Annotated in this window: 16 protein-coding genes; 14 read left to right on the top strand and 2 right to left on the bottom strand. The window is 44.0% G+C overall.

Features of this window, described 5'->3' with window-relative positions:
- The first annotated feature begins 32 nt into the window (after window positions 1-32).
- The 3 genes from FY534_RS11545 to FY534_RS11535 all read left to right on the top strand — a co-directional run bounded on the left by FY534_RS11545 (window position 33) and on the right by FY534_RS11535 (window position 2,702).
- Window positions 33-770 carry an HAD family hydrolase gene (locus tag FY534_RS11545; RefSeq protein ID WP_203114626.1) on the top strand — a complete coding sequence of 246 codons (738 nt, stop codon included), beginning with the start codon at window positions 33-35 and terminating at the stop codon, window positions 768-770.
- 76 nt (window positions 771-846) lie between these two features.
- Window positions 847-1,059 carry a DUF378 domain-containing protein gene (locus FY534_RS14735; protein ID WP_072875041.1) on the top strand — a complete coding sequence of 71 codons (213 nt, stop codon included), beginning with the start codon at window positions 847-849 and terminating at the stop codon, window positions 1,057-1,059.
- A gap of 86 nt (window positions 1,060-1,145) precedes the next feature.
- Entirely contained in the window at window positions 1,146-2,702 is a 1,557-nt protein-coding gene (locus FY534_RS11535) for a Na+/H+ antiporter NhaC family protein (RefSeq protein ID WP_238413535.1), read from the top strand.
- Here the strand turns inward: FY534_RS11535 and FY534_RS11530 are convergent.
- Together FY534_RS11530 and FY534_RS11525 are read right to left on the bottom strand one after the other, a co-directional pair.
- A complete protein-coding gene (locus FY534_RS11530; RefSeq protein WP_203114624.1) occupies window positions 2,699-4,018 on the bottom strand; it encodes a purine-cytosine permease family protein in 1,320 nt (439 codons plus the stop codon). The genes FY534_RS11535 and FY534_RS11530 overlap by 4 nt on opposite strands.
- Window positions 4,019-4,140: 122 nt before the next feature.
- Window positions 4,141-4,728, bottom strand: coding sequence for a transcription repressor NadR (locus FY534_RS11525; protein WP_203114623.1), 588 nt, complete (start codon window positions 4,726-4,728; stop codon window positions 4,141-4,143).
- A gap of 187 nt (window positions 4,729-4,915) precedes the next feature.
- On the opposite strand from FY534_RS11525, the gene FY534_RS11520 reads away from it, so the two are divergent.
- From FY534_RS11520 to FY534_RS11470, 11 genes are all read left to right on the top strand, one after another.
- Complete coding sequence (locus FY534_RS11520) at window positions 4,916-6,658, top strand: ABC transporter ATP-binding protein (RefSeq protein ID WP_203114622.1); 1,743 nt, start codon at window positions 4,916-4,918, stop codon at window positions 6,656-6,658.
- Complete coding sequence (locus FY534_RS11515) at window positions 6,655-8,463, top strand: ABC transporter ATP-binding protein (protein WP_203114621.1); 1,809 nt, start codon at window positions 6,655-6,657, stop codon at window positions 8,461-8,463. The genes FY534_RS11520 and FY534_RS11515 overlap by 4 nt, the downstream gene beginning before the upstream one ends.
- Before the next feature lie 59 nt (window positions 8,464-8,522).
- Window positions 8,523-9,413 carry a hypothetical protein gene (locus FY534_RS11510; RefSeq protein WP_203114620.1) on the top strand — a complete coding sequence of 297 codons (891 nt, stop codon included), beginning with the start codon at window positions 8,523-8,525 and terminating at the stop codon, window positions 9,411-9,413.
- Window positions 9,414-9,479: 66 nt separating this feature from the next.
- On the top strand, window positions 9,480-10,943 hold the full coding sequence (locus tag FY534_RS11505) for a hypothetical protein (RefSeq protein WP_203114619.1): 1,464 nt from the start codon (window positions 9,480-9,482) through the stop codon (window positions 10,941-10,943).
- A gap of 201 nt (window positions 10,944-11,144) precedes the next feature.
- Window positions 11,145-12,044: a LysM peptidoglycan-binding domain-containing protein gene (locus tag FY534_RS11500; RefSeq protein ID WP_072875035.1), complete on the top strand. Its 900-nt coding sequence runs from the start codon at window positions 11,145-11,147 to the stop codon at window positions 12,042-12,044.
- A gap of 133 nt (window positions 12,045-12,177) precedes the next feature.
- Window positions 12,178-13,527, top strand: coding sequence for a spore germination protein (locus FY534_RS11495; RefSeq protein WP_370541531.1), 1,350 nt, complete (start codon window positions 12,178-12,180; stop codon window positions 13,525-13,527).
- A complete protein-coding gene (locus FY534_RS15070) occupies window positions 13,528-13,797 on the top strand; it encodes a spore germination protein (protein WP_203114617.1) in 270 nt (89 codons plus the stop codon).
- The gene (locus FY534_RS11485; RefSeq protein ID WP_203114616.1) at window positions 13,794-14,951 is read left to right on the top strand and encodes a Ger(x)C family spore germination protein; all 1,158 of its coding nucleotides are present in this window, start codon (window positions 13,794-13,796) and stop codon (window positions 14,949-14,951) included. The genes FY534_RS15070 and FY534_RS11485 overlap by 4 nt, the downstream gene beginning before the upstream one ends.
- Window positions 14,952-14,966: 15 nt before the next feature.
- Window positions 14,967-16,091 (top strand): GerAB/ArcD/ProY family transporter, encoded by a 1,125-nt coding sequence (locus tag FY534_RS11480; protein WP_203114615.1) that lies wholly within the window; start codon window positions 14,967-14,969, stop codon window positions 16,089-16,091.
- A gap of 76 nt (window positions 16,092-16,167) precedes the next feature.
- Window positions 16,168-16,956: a DODA-type extradiol aromatic ring-opening family dioxygenase gene (locus FY534_RS11475; RefSeq protein WP_203114614.1), complete on the top strand. Its 789-nt coding sequence runs from the start codon at window positions 16,168-16,170 to the stop codon at window positions 16,954-16,956.
- Window positions 16,957-17,169: 213 nt separating this feature from the next.
- Window positions 17,170-18,882, top strand: coding sequence for a recombinase family protein (locus FY534_RS11470; RefSeq protein ID WP_203114613.1), 1,713 nt, complete (start codon window positions 17,170-17,172; stop codon window positions 18,880-18,882).
- Window positions 18,883-18,888: the final 6 nt, after the last annotated feature.

Raw genomic sequence — 18,888 nt, 5'->3', positions numbered from 1 at the left:
ATCCAACGTGCTATGGGAAGGAGCAATCATTGATGACAGTCAATCCATTATTTCATACAGTTTTGTTTGATCTCGATCATACTCTGATTGATACATCACTACAGTACACAGCAGGTTTGCCAGAAGTCCTTCGACAACTCTATGGTCACCAAATCCCAGATCATTGGATGGAAGAATTTTTTCGTCACCATGAGTTATTATGGAAGGAGTTTGATGCACGTCGGATAACGATTGATCAACTCCGACGTGAGCGTTTTCTTAGAACTTGGCATGCCTTTGCAAAACAACCGAAGGCTGAGGAAGTCGAACAATTTCAACGTTTACTAGATAAGGCCCTTGATGAGTATACACGTCCTTTACCCGAAGCAGAAGAGCTTCTGGCTCAAGTGAGTAAAGAATTTCCGCTGGCCATCCTCTCCAACGGATCGTCCGATGTCGTGAGAAGAAAATTAAAACTAGCTGGCTTAGAATCCTACTTTCATCCAGAAGCTGTCTTTGTCTCAGAAGAAATTGGGCCAGCAAAACCAGATCCACTTATCTATCGACAAGTCAGTCTTCGTTTGGGTTCACCTGTCGAACGCTTGTTGATGATTGGAGATAACTATGGGGGAGACGTGATAGGGGCAAGAAAGGCCGGCTTGCAGGCGATTTGGTATGTGCCAAAGTCAGAAGGCATTCGACTATCGGACGGCTTGAATGCTGGAGAACCTATGCTCACAACTGCAAAAGAGGTTTGGCAAACCATTCAAAAGCTGCAAGAGGTCAGATGACCAGACACGCTTCGACATTGCTTGGTCTAAGTGGGCACAGACAGGCATATGTAGAGGACAAAGGGAGGTGGCTGATGTGGAAAGAGCCGCATGGTGGCTGGTGGTCATTGGAGCCATCAATTGGTTGTTGGTAGGACTTTTTCAATTTGATTTGGTTCAAGCGGTTGGGAATTCTGTATTTGCTGATTATGGGAATCTATTTAGTCGCGTTGTTTACGTACTCGTGGGTGTTGCAGGAATCTATCTGCTGCCGAGATTGTTTGGTGTCCAGGTTGTACGAAAAAAATAAAATATTTTCTTAAAAAACTGTATGAGATTTCTCTTGTGTGAAATGTTACGTAATGAAACGGAACATTGAACGCAGGAGGAATTTTTATGCATTTGTATGCGACAATCTTTTCGCTGATACCCTTTTTGATTGTCATCCCTATTGCGCTCATCAGTCGGCAAGTTATTCCCGGACTTATTGTTGGCCTTCTGGTGGGTTCCTACATGCTTCATCCCACCTTTGTAGGAGGGCTCAAAGGTGCAATTGGTACGATTGTTCAACAAGTGGTTGTGCCAAACAATGCCAATCTCTTGCTGTTTTTATTCGGATTTGGCAGTTTTGTCGGTTTGGTGCGTGTCACAGGTGGTGTACAGGGATTCGCTAATTGGATGGGAAAACGTATCCATACAGCTCGAGGTGGATACGGAATTACTTGGTTGACCGCATTTTTTACCTTCATGGCGCCAGATTTTCGTATTGTCGCCATAGCTCCTGTCATGCGCGGCGTGATGAAAAAATTAGGTGTTTCAGTAATGCGCTCTGCTTTTATGATTGATTTGACCGCAACACCGTTTATTGCAGTCATTCCAATAGGTACAGTTTTTGTTGGCTATATGATTGGCCTGCTTTCAACTTCGTTGCATCATGCTTCAGCAGGAGGATTGCGACCGTTTCAACTCCTGCTCGAATCTTTACCGTTTAATTTCTTCTCTTGGATTGCCCTCCTTTATGGACTATTTGTTTCGTTTCGAAAGCCAAAACCAGCAACAGCGGATGGGGACACACCTCACAATCACAAACCTATTCATCGCCATTTGCGCTGGCGTTTAACGGAGCAACAGATGCAAATGGCTCACCGTGCGTCGCGTGCTGCACATGCAGAGGTAGGGCAAGTTGGGGAACTGGGAGAAGCTAGTCAATCCGGGAAATCTCGTGCCTTTCCAGACGCCTTGGAACTAGCTTCCGATGAAATTAAGCCAGATGCTCTCAATCTGGTTTTGCCACTTGTACTTCTTCTTGCCTTGACTTTCTTCTTTACATGGTGGAGTGGTCGAGCGCAAGCCACCAATATCTTTAATGCCTTTTTACATGCCAATGCCTCGTTGGCAATGCTGGAAGCCCTAGTTGTGACCTTGGTAGTAAGTTCTATTTATTATCTAATTAAAGGGCTAGGCATAGATCGCATCATGTTTGGATTTATGTCTGGCGGTAATGAAATGATGTCTGTCAACGTTCTGCTTATCTTTGTTTGGGGTGTTTCCGCCATTTCGTCCGATCTCGGTTTTGCGCAATACACGCAGAGGGAAATATCCCATTTTGTACCTGTTGCATTGTTGGTTCCGGCACTTTTTGTTATAGGTTGTGTCATTTCGTATTTTATTGGTTCCTCGTTTGGCGCTTGGGCTATGTTGATGCCGCTTGGTTTTGCAATTGCTCAACATGGTGTTGGCCACCTGCCGCTGATTGCTGGAGCAGTATTTGCCAGTGGAACATTTGGCGGCTTTGCTTCACCGCTCAGCGACAACACAGTAGCCATGTCAACTGTCACCAAGTTGCCGGTCATGGATTACGCCAATTACAAAACAAAGGTAGCCGTTTGGTTGGCTGGTATTTCTACAGTGCTCTACGCTGCTGTTGGTTGGTTGATGCCTAATATTGCTTAGCTTTCTTTAGGTAAAAACCAAGTGAGAGTAAATGCAACTAAAAATCCAACAATAAACGTCAAATCGGTTCCACCCAAAGCTTTGGCAATCGGTCCTTCATAGAGACTGCTTGACATAAATGGAATAGAAACTAAAATACCGATGATAAATGCAAGTAAACGGGACAGGCGGAGAGATGTCACCGTCCGAGTTTGAAATTGATTTTTCCAGAAATCAGCCAGTAGTACGCCAACCCAAGGCGTAATCCAATAGCCCAACAGCAGCAGGAAGTTTTCGTAATTATTTTCAAAACTACCAGCGCCAATCCAGGAAAGAATTAGCCCGAGCAAACAGGTAATGACGGTCATGACGCTTCTTGGCAAACGAATATCTATAGCTAAAGCAGATAGGGCGTTGGAATAAAGATTGAGTGCATCAGCAGCTGTGCCGCCAAGAATAATGGCAATGACCGCCAAGTCTCCAAAAGAACCCATGACACTGTGCAATGCAGCAATACTGTTGCTGCTGTTTTTAGCCAGCAAAGCAACACCCAGACCCACCAACTCCAACCAAAAACTGGAGAGAAAATTGCCTATGGCGGCAAAACTGACAATCCTTGCAGAAGATGTGTCGTTTTTGAGATATCGACTGTAGTCCGAGGCGTAAGGCGCCCAACTTCCTACGTATGAAAAGGTAGCTGCCGCCATGATGGCAAACAATGGCCATACGTTGGAAGGATGCGGATGATAGCTGAAAAAAACAGAACTATGTTGAACAAGCCGCACAGAAACAACCAAAAATAGAACACCTAAAACGATGCTCATTATGCGCTCATAAATATGGATGAAGTGGTGGCCGAGAATGGCCACCACACCTTGTATGACCACAAGACCTAAAGAAAGAATGAAAAAAGGTATACCGGGCAGAAGGGTTTGTAATCCGAAGGTACCCAATATATTGTTGACTGCAAACCATCCTACAGTGGAAAGAAAATTAAAAGCGGCTGGCAAATATTCTCCTTTAATTCCAAACGAGAAACGTCCAATCACAAGTTGGGGCAAACCATATTTAGGCCCCATACTCGCCAGGGCACCTACAAGCAAGGACCCAACCACGTTTCCAAGAAGCAAAGCTGCCAATGTAGCCCACAACGGCAGACCAAGAGAAACGGGTAGAAAACCGAGCGCAAAATCGGCAATCGTTAAATTACAGCCAAACCAAAGTGTCAACTGGCTCCAACTGTTTTTCTGTCGTTCCTCTTGAGGTATAACTTCCACGCCATAAGGTTCAATCTGTAATTGACGTTGATAACGAACTGTATGTTGACGAACAGCCAATGACAATTCCCCCCAAAAAAATCGTCCAAAAAATAATTACACATGTATATACACATGAAAAGAGGGTTTTGTAAAGTGATTTTTTGATTCTCACTAATTTTTCAAAAAGGGAAATATTAGGTTTACGAACGCATTAAAGGAGAGCGTTTATTCAAGCCATTGGCAAGATGAGCTTCAATGCCCTGGTCAGCCAAAGCGGATATCGCTTCTTGAAGCCTTTTTTTGGATGGTACATGTACTGTGTGAAAATGCCAACCGTCCGTAAGAGAAGAAAGAAAAACAGCTTGTGTATTTTTAGCTTGTTGAAGAAAATGTTCGACATCTTTACGGGATTGCAAATCGAGTGTACCGCTCAGTGTTCCATAAAGAGGATGAGCCACTTGCACGTCAAGTACAGCCACACCGTGATCGACCAAAATGTAGAGCTCAGAAGCAGTTTGATCTGGACGATGGAAGACTTCCAGAAGAAGGACATGTTTACTGGACAGTTCTTCTTTCATAAGCATGTATCCGCGTGCTGTGGATAAAATAGGATAGCCAGACGATTTCAGCAGAGCAATATCATGGACAATCACCTGGCGCGTAACATCCAGACGATTGGCTAGTTCTTGGCCGGAGAGAGGTTTTTCGAGTTGGCTGAGCCAATCGAGTATTTGTTCCTGGCGAGCTTCGCGAGCCGCTGTATGATAGTTTTTTTTCTCTTTTTTCACGCTTGTTGACACCTCTGTTTTCGACTACAATGAATTAAGAATATTTTCGTCAGACGAAAAGTTTAATCTATGATTCGTAAAGATATGAGAACGTGTTTTTATATTTTGTGGAAGTTTATGATATAAACCGAAAGCATTGGGCTTGTGGCTGCATTTACGGCACCCTAAGCGAGAAAGGTCGATTGTTATGAATCCAAGGAAGCTGCTCTGGCAGTTTCTGCTTGAACATAAAGGCTCCTACAGCTTATCGTTGCTCTCCATCATAATATCGGAGTTTATCACAGTTCAATTCCCTAATTTGCTTGGACAATTTACTGACGCTTTACAGGCAGGTAAAATGACCAACCGGCTTCTTCTCCACTATGCGATTTTGCTGGCGCTGGTTGGCATAGCTTACGTGATTCTATATGGAATTGGACAGCTTTGGAACGGGGCGCTCGGACGCCAGTTTGAATATCTGTTGCGAAAACGTCTCTTTTTGCACTGGGAATTGCTTTCGACTACATATTTTCGACATCGCAGTATTGGTGACCTGCTCAATCATGCTATGACAGACGTGCGCCAAGTTCGCGAAGCATTGTCCGGCGGCCTGAATATTCTTACGAATGCAGTCTTTTTATTGATCGCCACACTCTATATGACGTTTCGCACGGTTTCAGTCAAATTGACACTCCTTTCCCTCATTCCACTTGTTTTTGTGCCGCTCTTTATTGTCTGGTTTGGACCCAAGGTGCGCATCGCTTCTCGCCATGTCCAGGAAGGACTTTCCGATATGGCAGAACTCACTGAAGAAAGTTTGGCAGCCATTCGTCTCATTAAAGCAACTGGAAATGAAGAGATAGAAGAAGAACGATTTCGCAAACGTGTAGAAGAGATTGTACGTCGGCAAATGACAATGTTCACACGTTCAGCAACGTTTCAGTCCATGATTCCTTTAATGGGGTCTATTGCGTTTGCCATTGCATTGCTGTATGGAGGCTGGTTGGCCTTGACCCGGCAAATTCCACTCGGTTCTTTTGTTGCTTTCACGCTGTATCTAACCATGTTGATTCAACCTTTGCAACAAATCGGTTTTGTGATTAACAATTTTCAACGCGCTTCCGCGTCGCTATTGCGCCTTTCCATTTTGTTGGGTGAGAAACCAGAAATTCAGTCACCTCCAGAACCGCAAGCGTTAGAAGAGGTTCGCGGGGAGATTCACGTCCATTTGCCAGCCTTTCAGTATGCTGATGCCGATGAACCCACGCTCTACGAAATTGATTTTCATCTGCCCGCTGGACGCACACTCGGCATTGTTGGACGTACCGGATCGGGCAAAACAACACTGGTTAACCTGATTCCGCGTATTTTCGATCCGCCGTCGGGCACGGTCTTTCTAGACGGTGTTGATGTACGCCAACTTTCCTTGGAAGCTTTGCGTGAAGCCATTTCCTATGTACCTCAAGACGGATTTCTCTTTTCAACCACGATAGCGGACAACATTCGCTTTGGTGATAGTGAAGCATCTGATGAGGAAGTGCATGCTGCCGCGCGTGCGGCAGCAATTTATGAAGATGTTATGGATTTTCCTAAAGGATTTGAAACGGTCATTGGAGAACGCGGTGTCACTCTTTCTGGCGGTCAAAAACAGCGGACAGCGATTGCTCGTGCTCTGCTCAAACGTGCTCCGGTGCTCATTCTGGATGACGCTCTCTCAGCGGTAGACATGCATACGGAAAAAAGTATTCTAGCCGAACTTACCGAGCGCAGGAGAGGGCAAACCAACATCATCATTGCTCACAGACTCTCGGCTGTACGCCATGCTGATCACATTCTTGTGCTGGATGAGGGGCGGGTAGTAGAACAAGGTACACACGAGTCGCTTCTTGCAGCGGATGGTATCTATGCGCAAATGTACAGACTGCAGGAGGAAGAGGAGGCGGTAGGATGAGCAAGAAAAAGGCGAATACGAGCGGTATGGGGAGTTTATTGCGTTTGTTGCCGTTTGCCAAACCTTATCTGGGTCATTTTTTGCTGGTTCTGCTGCTTGTCATTATTTTTAATGCAACTAGTGTGATGCAACCTTATCTGGTCAAAGTGGCTATTGATAAAGATATTGCTGTTTCGCAGCCTAATTGGCAGGGACTTTATCATATCACAGCTATTTATGTTGGGATTGTGGTTCTTGGCGTGGTGGCAAATTTTTCACAGATTCTTCTCCTTCAATATACAGGGCAGAGTATTATACGTGAAATTCGTCTGCAATTATTCCGTCATATTGAGCGTCAGTCTATGCGTTTTTTTGATACCAACGCCATTGGTCGTTTGGTGACCAACGTGAGTAGTGATACGGAAACTGTAAGTCAATTTTTTACGAATTTTGCACTCTCCATGATGCGCGACGGACTCTCCATTGTCATGATTATCATTGCCATGTTTGAGCTAAACGTGCGAATCGCTGCTTTTTCCATGATCATATTGCCAGTGTTGTTTGCCATATCTTTTGCTTTTCGAAATCGATTGCGTCAAGCCTACCAGGCTACCCGCACTCGTCTCTCCAATATTGTGGCTTTTTTAGCCGAGAACTTGGCGGGTATGCGTATCATTCAAATTTTTCATCAGGAATCAAGGCAGGCAGAAAATTTCGAGCGGCTCAACACACTGCATCGACAAGCAAACGTTCGCGAGTATCGGACTTCCGTGTTCTTTAACCGGGTATTAGAACTTGTAGGCAATGTCGCTGTCGCTGCTGTAGTTTGGTTTGGCGGTGGTGCGGTGTTGCACCATGCGATTTTGTTTGGAACACTATATGCATTCATCTCTTACATTCGACAATTTTTTCAACCCATCAACTCAATGACTCAACAATGGAATACTTTGCAATCGGCCATGGTAGCTGCTGACCGTATTGGCCGTATTTTTGCGTTGCAGCCAGAGATTGTTGATCTTACTGAAGCAACCCCTTTAGCTGACTGGCACGCGGTGGCCGGGAAAATTCAGTTTGAGCATGTGACATTTGGCTATCATCCGGAATTGCCCGTGCTGCATGATATTTCTTTTACGGTCGATCCCGGTCAATTTATTGGCGTTGTTGGTCCAACGGGGGCGGGTAAGAGTTCAATCATGAGTTTGTTGACAAGGTTTTATGAACCGCAGGAAGGACGTATCACCATTGATGGGAGAGACGTGCGTCACTATACCCAAGCTGATTTGCACGCTATTATCGGGATCGTGCAGCAAGAAGTCAATCTATTTGCTGGAACGGTACTAGACAATATCCGACTTTTCCGTAAAGACATTTCACGTGAAGAGGTGGTTGCAGCAGCCGAGCGAGTCGGAGCGCATCGTCTTATTGAACGGATGCCGGAAGGATACGATACGCCGCTTGTAGGTAAGGGTGCGAATTTGTCAATGGGCGAGCGACAGTTGCTCTCTTTCGCGCGTATTGTTGCTTTGAATCCGCGTATTTTAATTTTGGATGAAGCTACAGCCAATCTGGATAGTCAGACAGAAGAACTGGTTCAACATGGACTGATGGAAGTTGCAAAGCAACGCACGACACTTGTCATTGCCCATCGTCTGTCCACCATTCGTCATGCTCATCGTATTTTGGTACTTGAAAAAGGACGTCTTGTCGAATCGGGTACGCATGAAGAATTGGTAGCAGCAGGTGGACTATACGCATTGTTGACGGAGCAAAGCTCAATAGAAACTGCTGCTGTTCCAAAAAGTCACTCAATCGCCGTGTTGCACTAGGGCATTTACTTAGCCTATGCTATCATGGACGGAAGAATTGGGTCGGGAGGTCTGTCCGTTTGAATGGATCTAGAAGTTTACAAAAACCGCTTGGATTTTGGGCTATTTATGGTGAAGCATGGAAAATATTTCGCAAATATCCGGGCTATTTATTTGGTGCCACCATTGCCATTCTTGTACCCTACAGTTTATTAAACATCTATGTATCAGCTCGTTACGCTAATCCTAAAGCTTTGCAACAAATGACCCAAGCTTTTTCACAACTGCAAAACACCCCAGAGGGACAGGCGGCGAGTTCGCCAGCATTGTCTGCTGCAGTTCATGGCTATATTTGGCTGCTCGCCGTTTCGTTGATCTATTTGGTGGTCGCTAAACCTTTTGTCAATGGCATGCTGATTTTTCTTGTGATGTATTTGACGAGCAAAGGAGAGGCGCCTTCTTTAAATGATGGTTCTAGCTATGCAGTCCGTCGCTGGTTTCCTTATATTGGTACAGTAATGATGCTAGCGATTTTGGTCATTGGTGGTTCCATGGCTGTTTCGCTTTTGCTTGGTGTACCTACGGCAGTTGTTTCGCTAGCCTCTGGATTACATTGGGTCTATCTTTTGCTCTTTATACTACTCTTCGTCATTGCGATTTATTTTGCTGTGCGCTTTAGTCTTTCTTTGACGGTCACTCTCGCACAGCCGATAGCTGGACTGATGGCAGTAGGACAATCTTGGGGATTAACCAAGCGTTTCTTTTTTCGAACGCTTTTCTTTTTGCTGCTGATTGTTCTTCTGAATGGAATTATCCCGCTCCTCATCAGTTTTTTGGGTGGAGGTCAGATGCCTATTTGGCTATCTTCTACACTGGATTCTGTGGTCAATATTTTATTGACGCCTTTTTCTGTTGTTGCCGTGACCTGTTACTATGTCGATTTACTGGTGCGCCATCAATTGGGTGCTTAATCAAGCAGTAGAGAAAGCTATGAGTGAATCTGCCTGCTCGGATGAACTCTTATAGAAGGAGGAGTCATGCAAGCGAATCGCCTCAAACACAAGCTGCTGAGTCCGTCTACTGCTCTACTTGTAGTTTGGACTGTACTTTTTGCCTGTAACGCCATGGCACCGTTGACCGATCCCGATACACCATGGCACATGGCTACAGGCATGTATATTCTTCAGCACCACCATATTCCGCGGCACGATGTTTTTTCCTGGTCTATGCGTGGTAAGCCATGGGTAACTCAGGAATGGCTGTTTGAGGTGATACTTGCTTGGCTGTCCTTACATTTTCAATTTGCGGGAATATGGTTTTTAATTGTTGTTATACAATGTGTGACGCTTGGTTTTGTTTATGTGCTGGCTCGACGGCTGGCGGGCGGAAATGCAGTCGTAGCTGCTTTACTGGCAATTCTTGCTGTTCTCGTAGGCTGGCCATTTTGGGTTATTCGCCCACAAATTTTTTCCTACGCCTTATTTGCTGTTTTTTTGTGGATACTGGAGAGCTATCGACGAGGTCATCGTCGCTACATTTGGCTCAGTTTACCTCTCATGCTCATTTGGGCAAACTCACACGCTTCTGCACCATTAGGACCGTTGATGATACTTTTTGAACTGGCTCTATCGTTTCTGCCCTCATGGGGGGCGCTTGTTCAATCTTCATTTTCTCAACGAGATCGGCTTCAGCTAGCTTTCTTTGCCATCACATCGGCGGCAATAGGATTGTTGAATCCGAATCATTGGCACGAATATGCGTACGCACTGCTTGGCGGTAATGCCCTCATGGTGCGCAGCATTATGGAATGGCATTCACCGGATTTTCATCAATCCCTGTATAAATGGGGCGTATTGCCTTATTTTCTCATTCTTCTTACGCTACTCGCCTATCAACGTCGAGGGGTGTTATGGAAGTTTTTTATTTATACGGCAGTGACTTTTGCACTCACCTTGGTCTATCAGCGTTTTCTACCTTATTTTTCTATATCCTCTGCTGTACTTTTGGCTCAAATGATTCCTCAGCGATTTTCACTGAGCGACGCCAACCGTTCTTTTTTATGGCGTATGCTTTCGGGTATGGTCTCAATCCTGGCGTTGGTCTGGCTTGGTTATGCATTGCCAACCGTCAAAGGAACCTTTCGTCAACATCTCTCCAGAAATGCTTTTCCGTTTGGTGCGGCTGCCTATTTACAAAAACACCATGTCCAAACCAGTTTACTCAACGCGTACGACTGGGGAGGGTTTCTCATTTATGAACATATCCCCACTTTTGTCGATGGACGAACCGATATTTTTCTCGAAAACCATACTTTTGCTAATTATATGGACTTGCAAAATTTAGCCAGTGATGCTCCGGCTTTACTCGATGAATATCAGTTTCGCTATATTCTCATGCCACCCAATTATGCCCTGACCGTTTATTTGGAGAATGATGCTGATTATACCCTTGTCTATGAGGGACGGTTGGCAGATATTTTTAAGCGGGTCAACCCTTCATAAACAAATTGGGTCTGGTTATGGAGTGGAACCATGCGGACAAGCCTTGCCGGGTAGATTTTTTTACAGGCACAATCGCCTATTCTCGCATAGCATGGGGAGAACAGGAAATGTGGGAATGCGATTGGTTGAGGTTATGAATCCATTCCTATGGCCTCAGGTCCACTATACGGATCGCTTAGACCGGCAAGCGGGGGATAAACATTGCGTATTCATACTGTCATGCGCGGCGATACGCTGCGTTCAATTGCTGCGATTTATGGAACAACGGTGCGTGAATTGCTGCGTCTGAATGAGCTGGACAATCAAGAGTTATTAGTACCCGGACTGCACTTGTTGGTACCTGGCAAGCCGACGACTGTCCGTCCCTACACGGTTCAGCCAGGTGATACGTTAAAATCTATCAGTGAAAAATTGCAAATACCCGAACAGGGTCTCTCGCGTTGGCTCGGTATCAGTCCAGCAACAGCCGGAAAAGAACTGGTGGCTGGACGGACTCTCTATGTACCAGAATTGTTGACCAGCAAGAAAACGATTGAAGTGAATGCCTATATGACGCCTAGTGGACAGCCTTCCGATGCTGAAATGTTGCAAACGGTCTCAGACATTACTTATGTCAGTATGTTTTCCTACCAGGTGAAAGCAGACGGTACGCTCAAGCCGCTTAACGACGCGGTTGCTCGTCAAGCGGCCAAACGTTATGAAATTGCTCCGCTTATGACGGTTACTAATTTTGATGGCAACACTTTTAATACGGAATTAGCTCATACCATCCTGGCAAACCGTTCGATGCGTCAAAAAGTAATCGATCATATTTTGTCCGAGCTTGGGGAGCGTGGTTTTCGTGGCGTTAATGTAGACTTTGAACATATGCGGCCAACGGATCGCCCGCTTTATAATCAATTTATTCAGCAGCTCGGGGATGCAGTCAGGGCACGTAATTATTCACTTTCCATAGCCATGGGACCAAAGACATCGGATGAACCGAATGCACCATGGATGGGGGCGTTTGATTATCGCACACTCGGGCGGGAAGTAGATTTTCTAATGCTCATGACGTATGAGTGGGGATGGGTCGGTGGACCTCCACTAGCCAGCATTTGACTACCACACAAACCTCTAAAAAGGGTAGACATGATAAGATGTTCAGTGTGCGGTTTCTTGTCAACTGTATAAATGTAATTTTTATTGGGGAAAAGAAGGTGAAACAGGTAAAATACATGAAAGAGTGATGGATTTGTTTGGAATCTTTAATCGCAGTGACGCCAAAGATCGATACCCAAGTCGCTACAAACCGAAAGTGCCAGATTGGCGTGATGCGCCAAAAATTACGGGAGACTTAAATCATACTGTAAAATATCTCCGACAAACGGCAGGACGAAGTATAGATTTTCGGATCAGCAGTTCAGACATCAATGGACGTGAAGTCGCTGTTGCCTTCTTTGCTACCATCACGGATAAGCAAGTTATTGAGGAACTTTTAGAAAGAATAAAAAGTCATGATTTTCCCAAACATTTGAGTATGAAAGTTCTACCTTCTTATCTGGCTCGCCATGTTTTAACGAGTACCAATATTACGATTATGGAAAATTTGTGGGAAATCCGTGAACGACTGACACTCGGTGAAGCTGTTCTCCTGGTCGATGGTCTCAATCGAGCGGTGTCTGTTGGTGCAGGTTCGGTTGAACAGCGCAGACCTAATTTGCCGCTTTTGGAATCTAGCTCACGTGGAGCACAAGTTGCATTTGTAGAAGATTTAAACATTAACCTCGGTTTACTCCGCCACGTACTACAAAGTGATGCGCTCACAATTCGAGAAATAGTTGTTGGGTATCGCAGCCGTACACGTGTCGCGCTTATCTATGAGCATGACGTGGTCAACATGACCTTGCTAGAGACGGTGACTAAACGTATTGAAGCAGTACATGTGGATAAATTGACAGGCAGCGCAACACTTGAGCAAAGAATTGTGGATAATCGCTGGACCATTTTTCCACTGACTCGCGCTAACTCTCGATTGGACAATGCTACGAAAGAAATTGGGCAAGGTAAAATTTTGATTTTAGTTGATGGTGATCCAACAGGATTGATTGTGCCTGGGAACATTTTTGATAATTTTCAGACTATGGAAGATGATCAACATAATTATATCGAAGCAACGCTAACTCGTTGGTTACGTATAGTTTCCTTTCTTCTTGCCATCTATTTGCCAGGTGCCTATATCTCGCTGACAGATTTTAATCCGGAATTGATGCCACATATTCTAGTCATGCAGATAGCAGGTTCACGAGAAACTGTACCGCTGAATGCTTCCCTGGAAGTCATCACGATGCAATTTTCGATAGAGATTATTCGCGAAGCAGCACTTCGTATGCCAAAAGTTATGGGGCAGACCATTGGTATTGTGGGTGGTCTGGTTTTAGGTCAAGCGGCTGTAGAGGCAGGATTGGTCAGCAATATTTTAATTGTAGTGATTGCTCTCACGGCGATTGCTACATTCGTAATTCCCAATTATGAATTTACTACGGTCACCCGCATACTTAGTTGGGCGAATATTATTGGAGCAAGTTTATTCGGAGTGTATTGATTGTTGTTGATGAGTATGTTAATGATGTACCACATGTATTCTTTAAAATCATTTGGAAGTAAATATATGGTTCCTATAAATGGGGAACATTGGAAAGATTTTTTCCTGGATGGAATATTCCGCTTTCCGCTGGCCATGCTCGACAAGCGAGCGGAACACCTTAACAATAAGGAATCTACTCGAAGTTCCGATTATACCGATCCTGCTCCACATCCTTTACTGGAAAAGAATCCCCATGTTTTGAAAAAGTCAGAGGATAGAAGAATATGAACAATATGGTGAACAAATATCTGCTTACCGGCTTTATGGTATGCATGTTATTGTTTATTCCTGGTTGCTGGGATTATCAAGCAATGAACACCAAGGCCCTGGCGATTGGTATGGCTATTGATCAATCACAGGATGGCAATCCAAAAAAATTTCGCGTCACCATTCAATATCCGGTCTTTTCAGGCTCTTTAGGTGAAGGAGGAGGTTCGTCAGAAAACGGAAAAAATCATGCTGAAGAATCAGCGGAAGGCTATACATTAGGAGAAATTCTCCGCTCTATACAATTAAAAATAAATCGCAATCTTGATTTGAGTCAAATTCAGACTATAGTGCTCAATAGTAAACTAAGACGAGAGATGCAGCAGGATATTTTAGAAGATTTAATCCGTGAACCACGTACGAATCGAATGGCTTATATGGTTAGCAGTCCATTCCAGGCTGCAGATGTCTTAAGCGCAAAACTGGATAAAATTTCGGCATCGGATGATCTCAGTAAGCGGTTTGGTGGGATTTTTCACCAAAATGGCTACTATATCAGTCGAACGCTTTGGGAGTTTTGGCGTGATCAAACACTGCCAGGATATGCTTCTTCTTTACCTCTCATTCGTCCATGGAAAGACCAGACTGGCAAAGTTAACAGACTTCTGGCTGAAGGAATTACGGTCTATCCACCAGATGGGAAAGTATTTACTCTCTCCAAAAAACAAACGTTATCAGTAAATTTTTTGCTTGGAACAGTCAAAAATATGAATTTAGATATTCCCTATCATCAAAAAATCGTGTCCTTGTCTTCAGTGTACGGGGAAAGCCAAATGCGATGTTTTAGGCGCAACTCGAAAATGAATCTCTATGCACGTATTTATATTCACGGCATTTTGGGAAAACGGGGTCATGTGAGTTTAGCGAATATGCCCCCAGCCAATGTCATGGCGCTTCAAAATACAGTCGAGCAGTATGAACGAATGCAGATTTTGCAAACCTTAAAGCTGTTGCAAAAACATGGGGCAGATGTTTTGGGATATGGAGAAATCTATCTTCAAAAACATCCTGAACAAGAGCAACAAGTACGGAGCAATTGGAACCGCATCTTTCAAAAAGCGTCCGTGGAAATCGATGTTCAAGCATGGATAAGCAGCAAAGGAGTTCTGATGTAGAAGGGTGGGAAACCGTTGCTAAAATTGACTCATATTCAGGCAATCTGTCTTCTCTCTACTAGTTTTCTACCGCTTCTGTTTTGGGTTTTTCCAAGATATGCAGTGAGTTTTTCAGGCATAGATGGGCAATGGGCGATACTCGGGGTTTGTATGTTTGGTATTCTTTCGGCCGTTTTGCATGGTTGGATAAACAAAACATTCTATCCCATATCTGGTGGGCAAATCGGGGAAATGATATTTGGAAAATGGTTAGGACGTTTTTTTACGCTCAGTTACATTCCTGGCTATATTCTGTTTGTCTCTCTGAGTCTTTTCTCCTTCTCACTGATTTTAAAATCCATATTACCGAATACTCCCCGTTTTGTCATTGTCAGTAGCATGGGAATTGTTGCTATGATAGGTGCTCTCTATGGATTAGAGACATTGGCAAGTTCCGCCTCGCTGATATTTCCAATTATTTTAGGCATTCTCTGTTTTTCCTGTATCAATTCACTGATTCACGCGCATTGGACAGGAATATTTTATCATCCTGTAAATCTGCAGCAATCTTTGTTTGGAGCCGAACATCTATTTCCTATATTTCTAGGATTCAGCCTCTATTTGATACTCAACCCTTACGTTATTCAACATCGCCGAGAATCATTTAGTATTCCTTTGCTCAGTATGGCTTTTGCAACAGGTACGCTTATTTTGATCTATGTAACTTCAGTAGTAGTGATTGGCTATTCAGGAATACAATCACTGACCCATCCTACAGAATTTGTATTGCAGTTGGCTCAGTTGCAGGGTCTATTGGTTGAACGATTCGGTATTGTCTTTGTCAGTCTGGTAACGTTTTTTGAAGTAGTATTTTTCAGTAACCATTTATGGGGGCTTTCCGAAACGATAATGAAATCTCTCAATTTGTCAGTTCATATTCGAGCCTGGTTAGTTGTAGGAGTGACAGTTGCGGTAATTTCAGTTTTTCAAGTCGTTCCGAATCAACAGGCTTGGGATAATTTAGTTAATCAAGTGTTGTTTCCATTGAGCTGGTTCTATCTTATAGGGCAGCCTATATTGATTTTGAGTACGTATCATTTACGCAAAGCATTGGGTAAAGGCCTGATTTTAACTTCATCATCGAGTGGAGATGTGGGTTAATCAGTTATCCTAAAATAGGAAATGAACGGTTGAGTGATATACTGAAAATATCTAAGTAACGATAGGGGAGTATTCGATGATATCACCCATGTTCATTGCCCACGGTTCACCCATGGTAGCCATTGAAGACAGTGAGTACGGCAAATTCCTTGATAAACTTGGGAAAACTCTACCACGTCCGAAAGCTATTGTCATTTTTTCTGCACATTGGGAATCTAAAATTCTGACTGTCAGTGAGGTAGAGCAATATTCCATGATTTACGATTTTGCAGGTTTTCCGCCTGAACTTTATCAGGTTGAGTATCCTGCCCAAGGTCATCCAGCATTGGCCAAACAGATTCAGCAACGTCTACAATCGGCTGGTATTCCTTATGTGGTGGATGAGAAACGTGGGCTCGATCACGGTGTATGGACCATTCTCCATCGATTGTATCCGCACGCAGATATTCCGATTGTTGCTTTATCGGTTCAGCCCAATCAATCTCCGCAGGCTCTCTTTGCTGTAGGTCGACAGTTAGAAGCTTTGGCGAAGGAAAATATACTTGTGATTGGAAGTGGGGTAACTGTACACAACTTTCAAATTTTACCTTATCGTGATCGGCCAGAAATCAAGAAGGCTGTGTACAGTTTTGAGAATTGGCTAGAAGAAACTTTGCAGGCTTGGGATTTGGAAAAGTTATTTGCTTATGAGAAGATTGCGCCTTATGCGGAAGTTGCTGTACCCTCTATGGCCCGCGAACACTTTGTCCCACTATTTTATGTGATGGGGGCGGCAGGAGAGAAAGTTAAGGTAGAAACACTTCACCGCAGTTGGTTGTTTGAGGTGATGAGCAATACAGTGTTTGCTTTTCATCCAATTCACTGATGCTTGAGTGAGAAACATATAAAAAAGAGAACTATGGAGTGTGTAGGCATGCAAGAGAAAAAAGAACCAAGAGAAGTGGGATTTGTGGAATGGGACGACATTGATGATGACGAAGAGGATAAATATGGTTTTTTTCTCGTAGTAGATTGGCGTGATCGATAAGTAGGCAAGTGGACATCTCTCCCTGGCATAAACATGCATTAGGTGATGTAGGTGCCGAAGAAGTGGATTATTGAGGAGAAATTTGAAGGTGGCGAGTCGGAAGACAAAGTATGGAATGATTGTTTGCTGATCTTACTGGAATATTTGCGTTTGGATCAAGCGGTGGAACAGTCAGTGCTCTCATCGCATGATGAGCCTTTCTATGAAGGGGAGTTGCGGTTGACTCGCTGCGCCATTTACGCTCGCGTATCCGATGAATCGCAACTTTCGGGTGACTCGCTCGAACACCAAATTTCAGTCTGTCGGGAGATGGCCAGAAGACGCGGTCAGGAACTGGGAGAATATTGGGAAACTCCGGATGAATGGATTTATGTGGATGAGGCAGTGTCTGGTACTAGCTTGGTGAATCGTTTACAAGCTCAGAAATTGCTTGCTGATGCTAGGGCAGGTTGTTTCCAGGTGGTACTTTTTAAAGGAATTTCTCGTTTGGCGCGTGACACGGTGGATGCGCTCCTGCTTTTGCGCACTTTGCTTGCTGTTGGGGTACGTGTTCTTTCACTTGAAGAGAATTTTGATAGCCAAAAAGATAACGCCGAATTTATCTTTACCATCCATAGTGCATTGGCCCAAGCTGAATCGGAGAAAATTTCTATACGAGTGCGTATGGGAGCTATGCAGAAAGCGAAATCTGGACGTTGGAATGGACAGCCGCCAGACGGGTATCTTCTCAATCCGCAAACACAGCGTTTGGAAATTGACGAAACGTTTGCGCCCGTGATTCGGGAAATTTTCTCACTTTATCTGCAAGGATATGGAACACGCAAAATCGCTGAGATTTTAAACAAACGATTATGGAAAACCAAAAGAAACGCCGATTGGACGGCCAGGACAATATCCCGTATATTGGAAAATCCTGCATATACTGGTGATGTAGTCTATGGTCGGAGAGAGAAACGCTTACTTGCGCCTAGTAGCCACAACTGGTTAAAACGCCGTAGAATAACAGTTTGGAGTAAAGATAAGAACTCTCAAGCGGTTTGTCCATCGGCTCATCCACCCATTATCAGTCGAGAAATTTTTTCTCAAGTTCATACGCTCATGGAGCAAAGAAGAAAATATCCAGGCCGATCCGGTCAAGTTCATCTTTTATCAAATGGATTGCTCCGCTGTTCTTGTGGCAGTCGAATGATTGTAAAGAAAAACGGTCGAGGGAAACGTTATTATCGATGTCGATCCCAAGCGGAAAAAGGTGTTTTCTTCTGTAAACAATCCTATCTGCCAGCAGATGAAATAGAAAAGATGGTGCAAAACGCTGTACTCCAGCAGTTGAAACGGTTACTGTCTTCGCATGAACTTCCCAATGTAAAACAAAGTTGTATCAGCGTCTCCAAAAAGAGATTGGCAATTCAAAAACAGATGGATAGGGTCATTAAACAGTCGCAAGAACTTTTTATGGCCTATTCACAGGATGGATTATCAGAAGAAGTCTTTTTGCCCCTCAATCAAAAATTAAAGCAACAACTACAGCATTTAAGGAATATTGAGGAAACTCTACTAGCCGAATCCAAAAACGAGCATCAAGGAGGCAGTGCCCCTCTTGATGCGCAGCAAACGCTTTTTCATGTAGTAGAAGAACTGCTTCATACTCCGTCGCCAGCTCCTGAGACAACCAGGGCTATTCTGCAAAAAATGATACAAGAGATTCAGGTTTCTCAAAGCACACTTTCTATACAGTATCGCTATTTTTTAGTGAATCATCCTTGATCACAA

Source organism: Alicyclobacillus sp. TC, from assembly GCF_016804365.1.
Classification (GTDB): domain Bacteria; phylum Bacillota; class Bacilli; order Alicyclobacillales; family Alicyclobacillaceae; genus Alicyclobacillus_I; species Alicyclobacillus_I tolerans.
The sequence above is the reverse complement of the archived record's forward strand: the minus strand, read 5'-3'. Positions and strand labels throughout refer to the sequence as shown.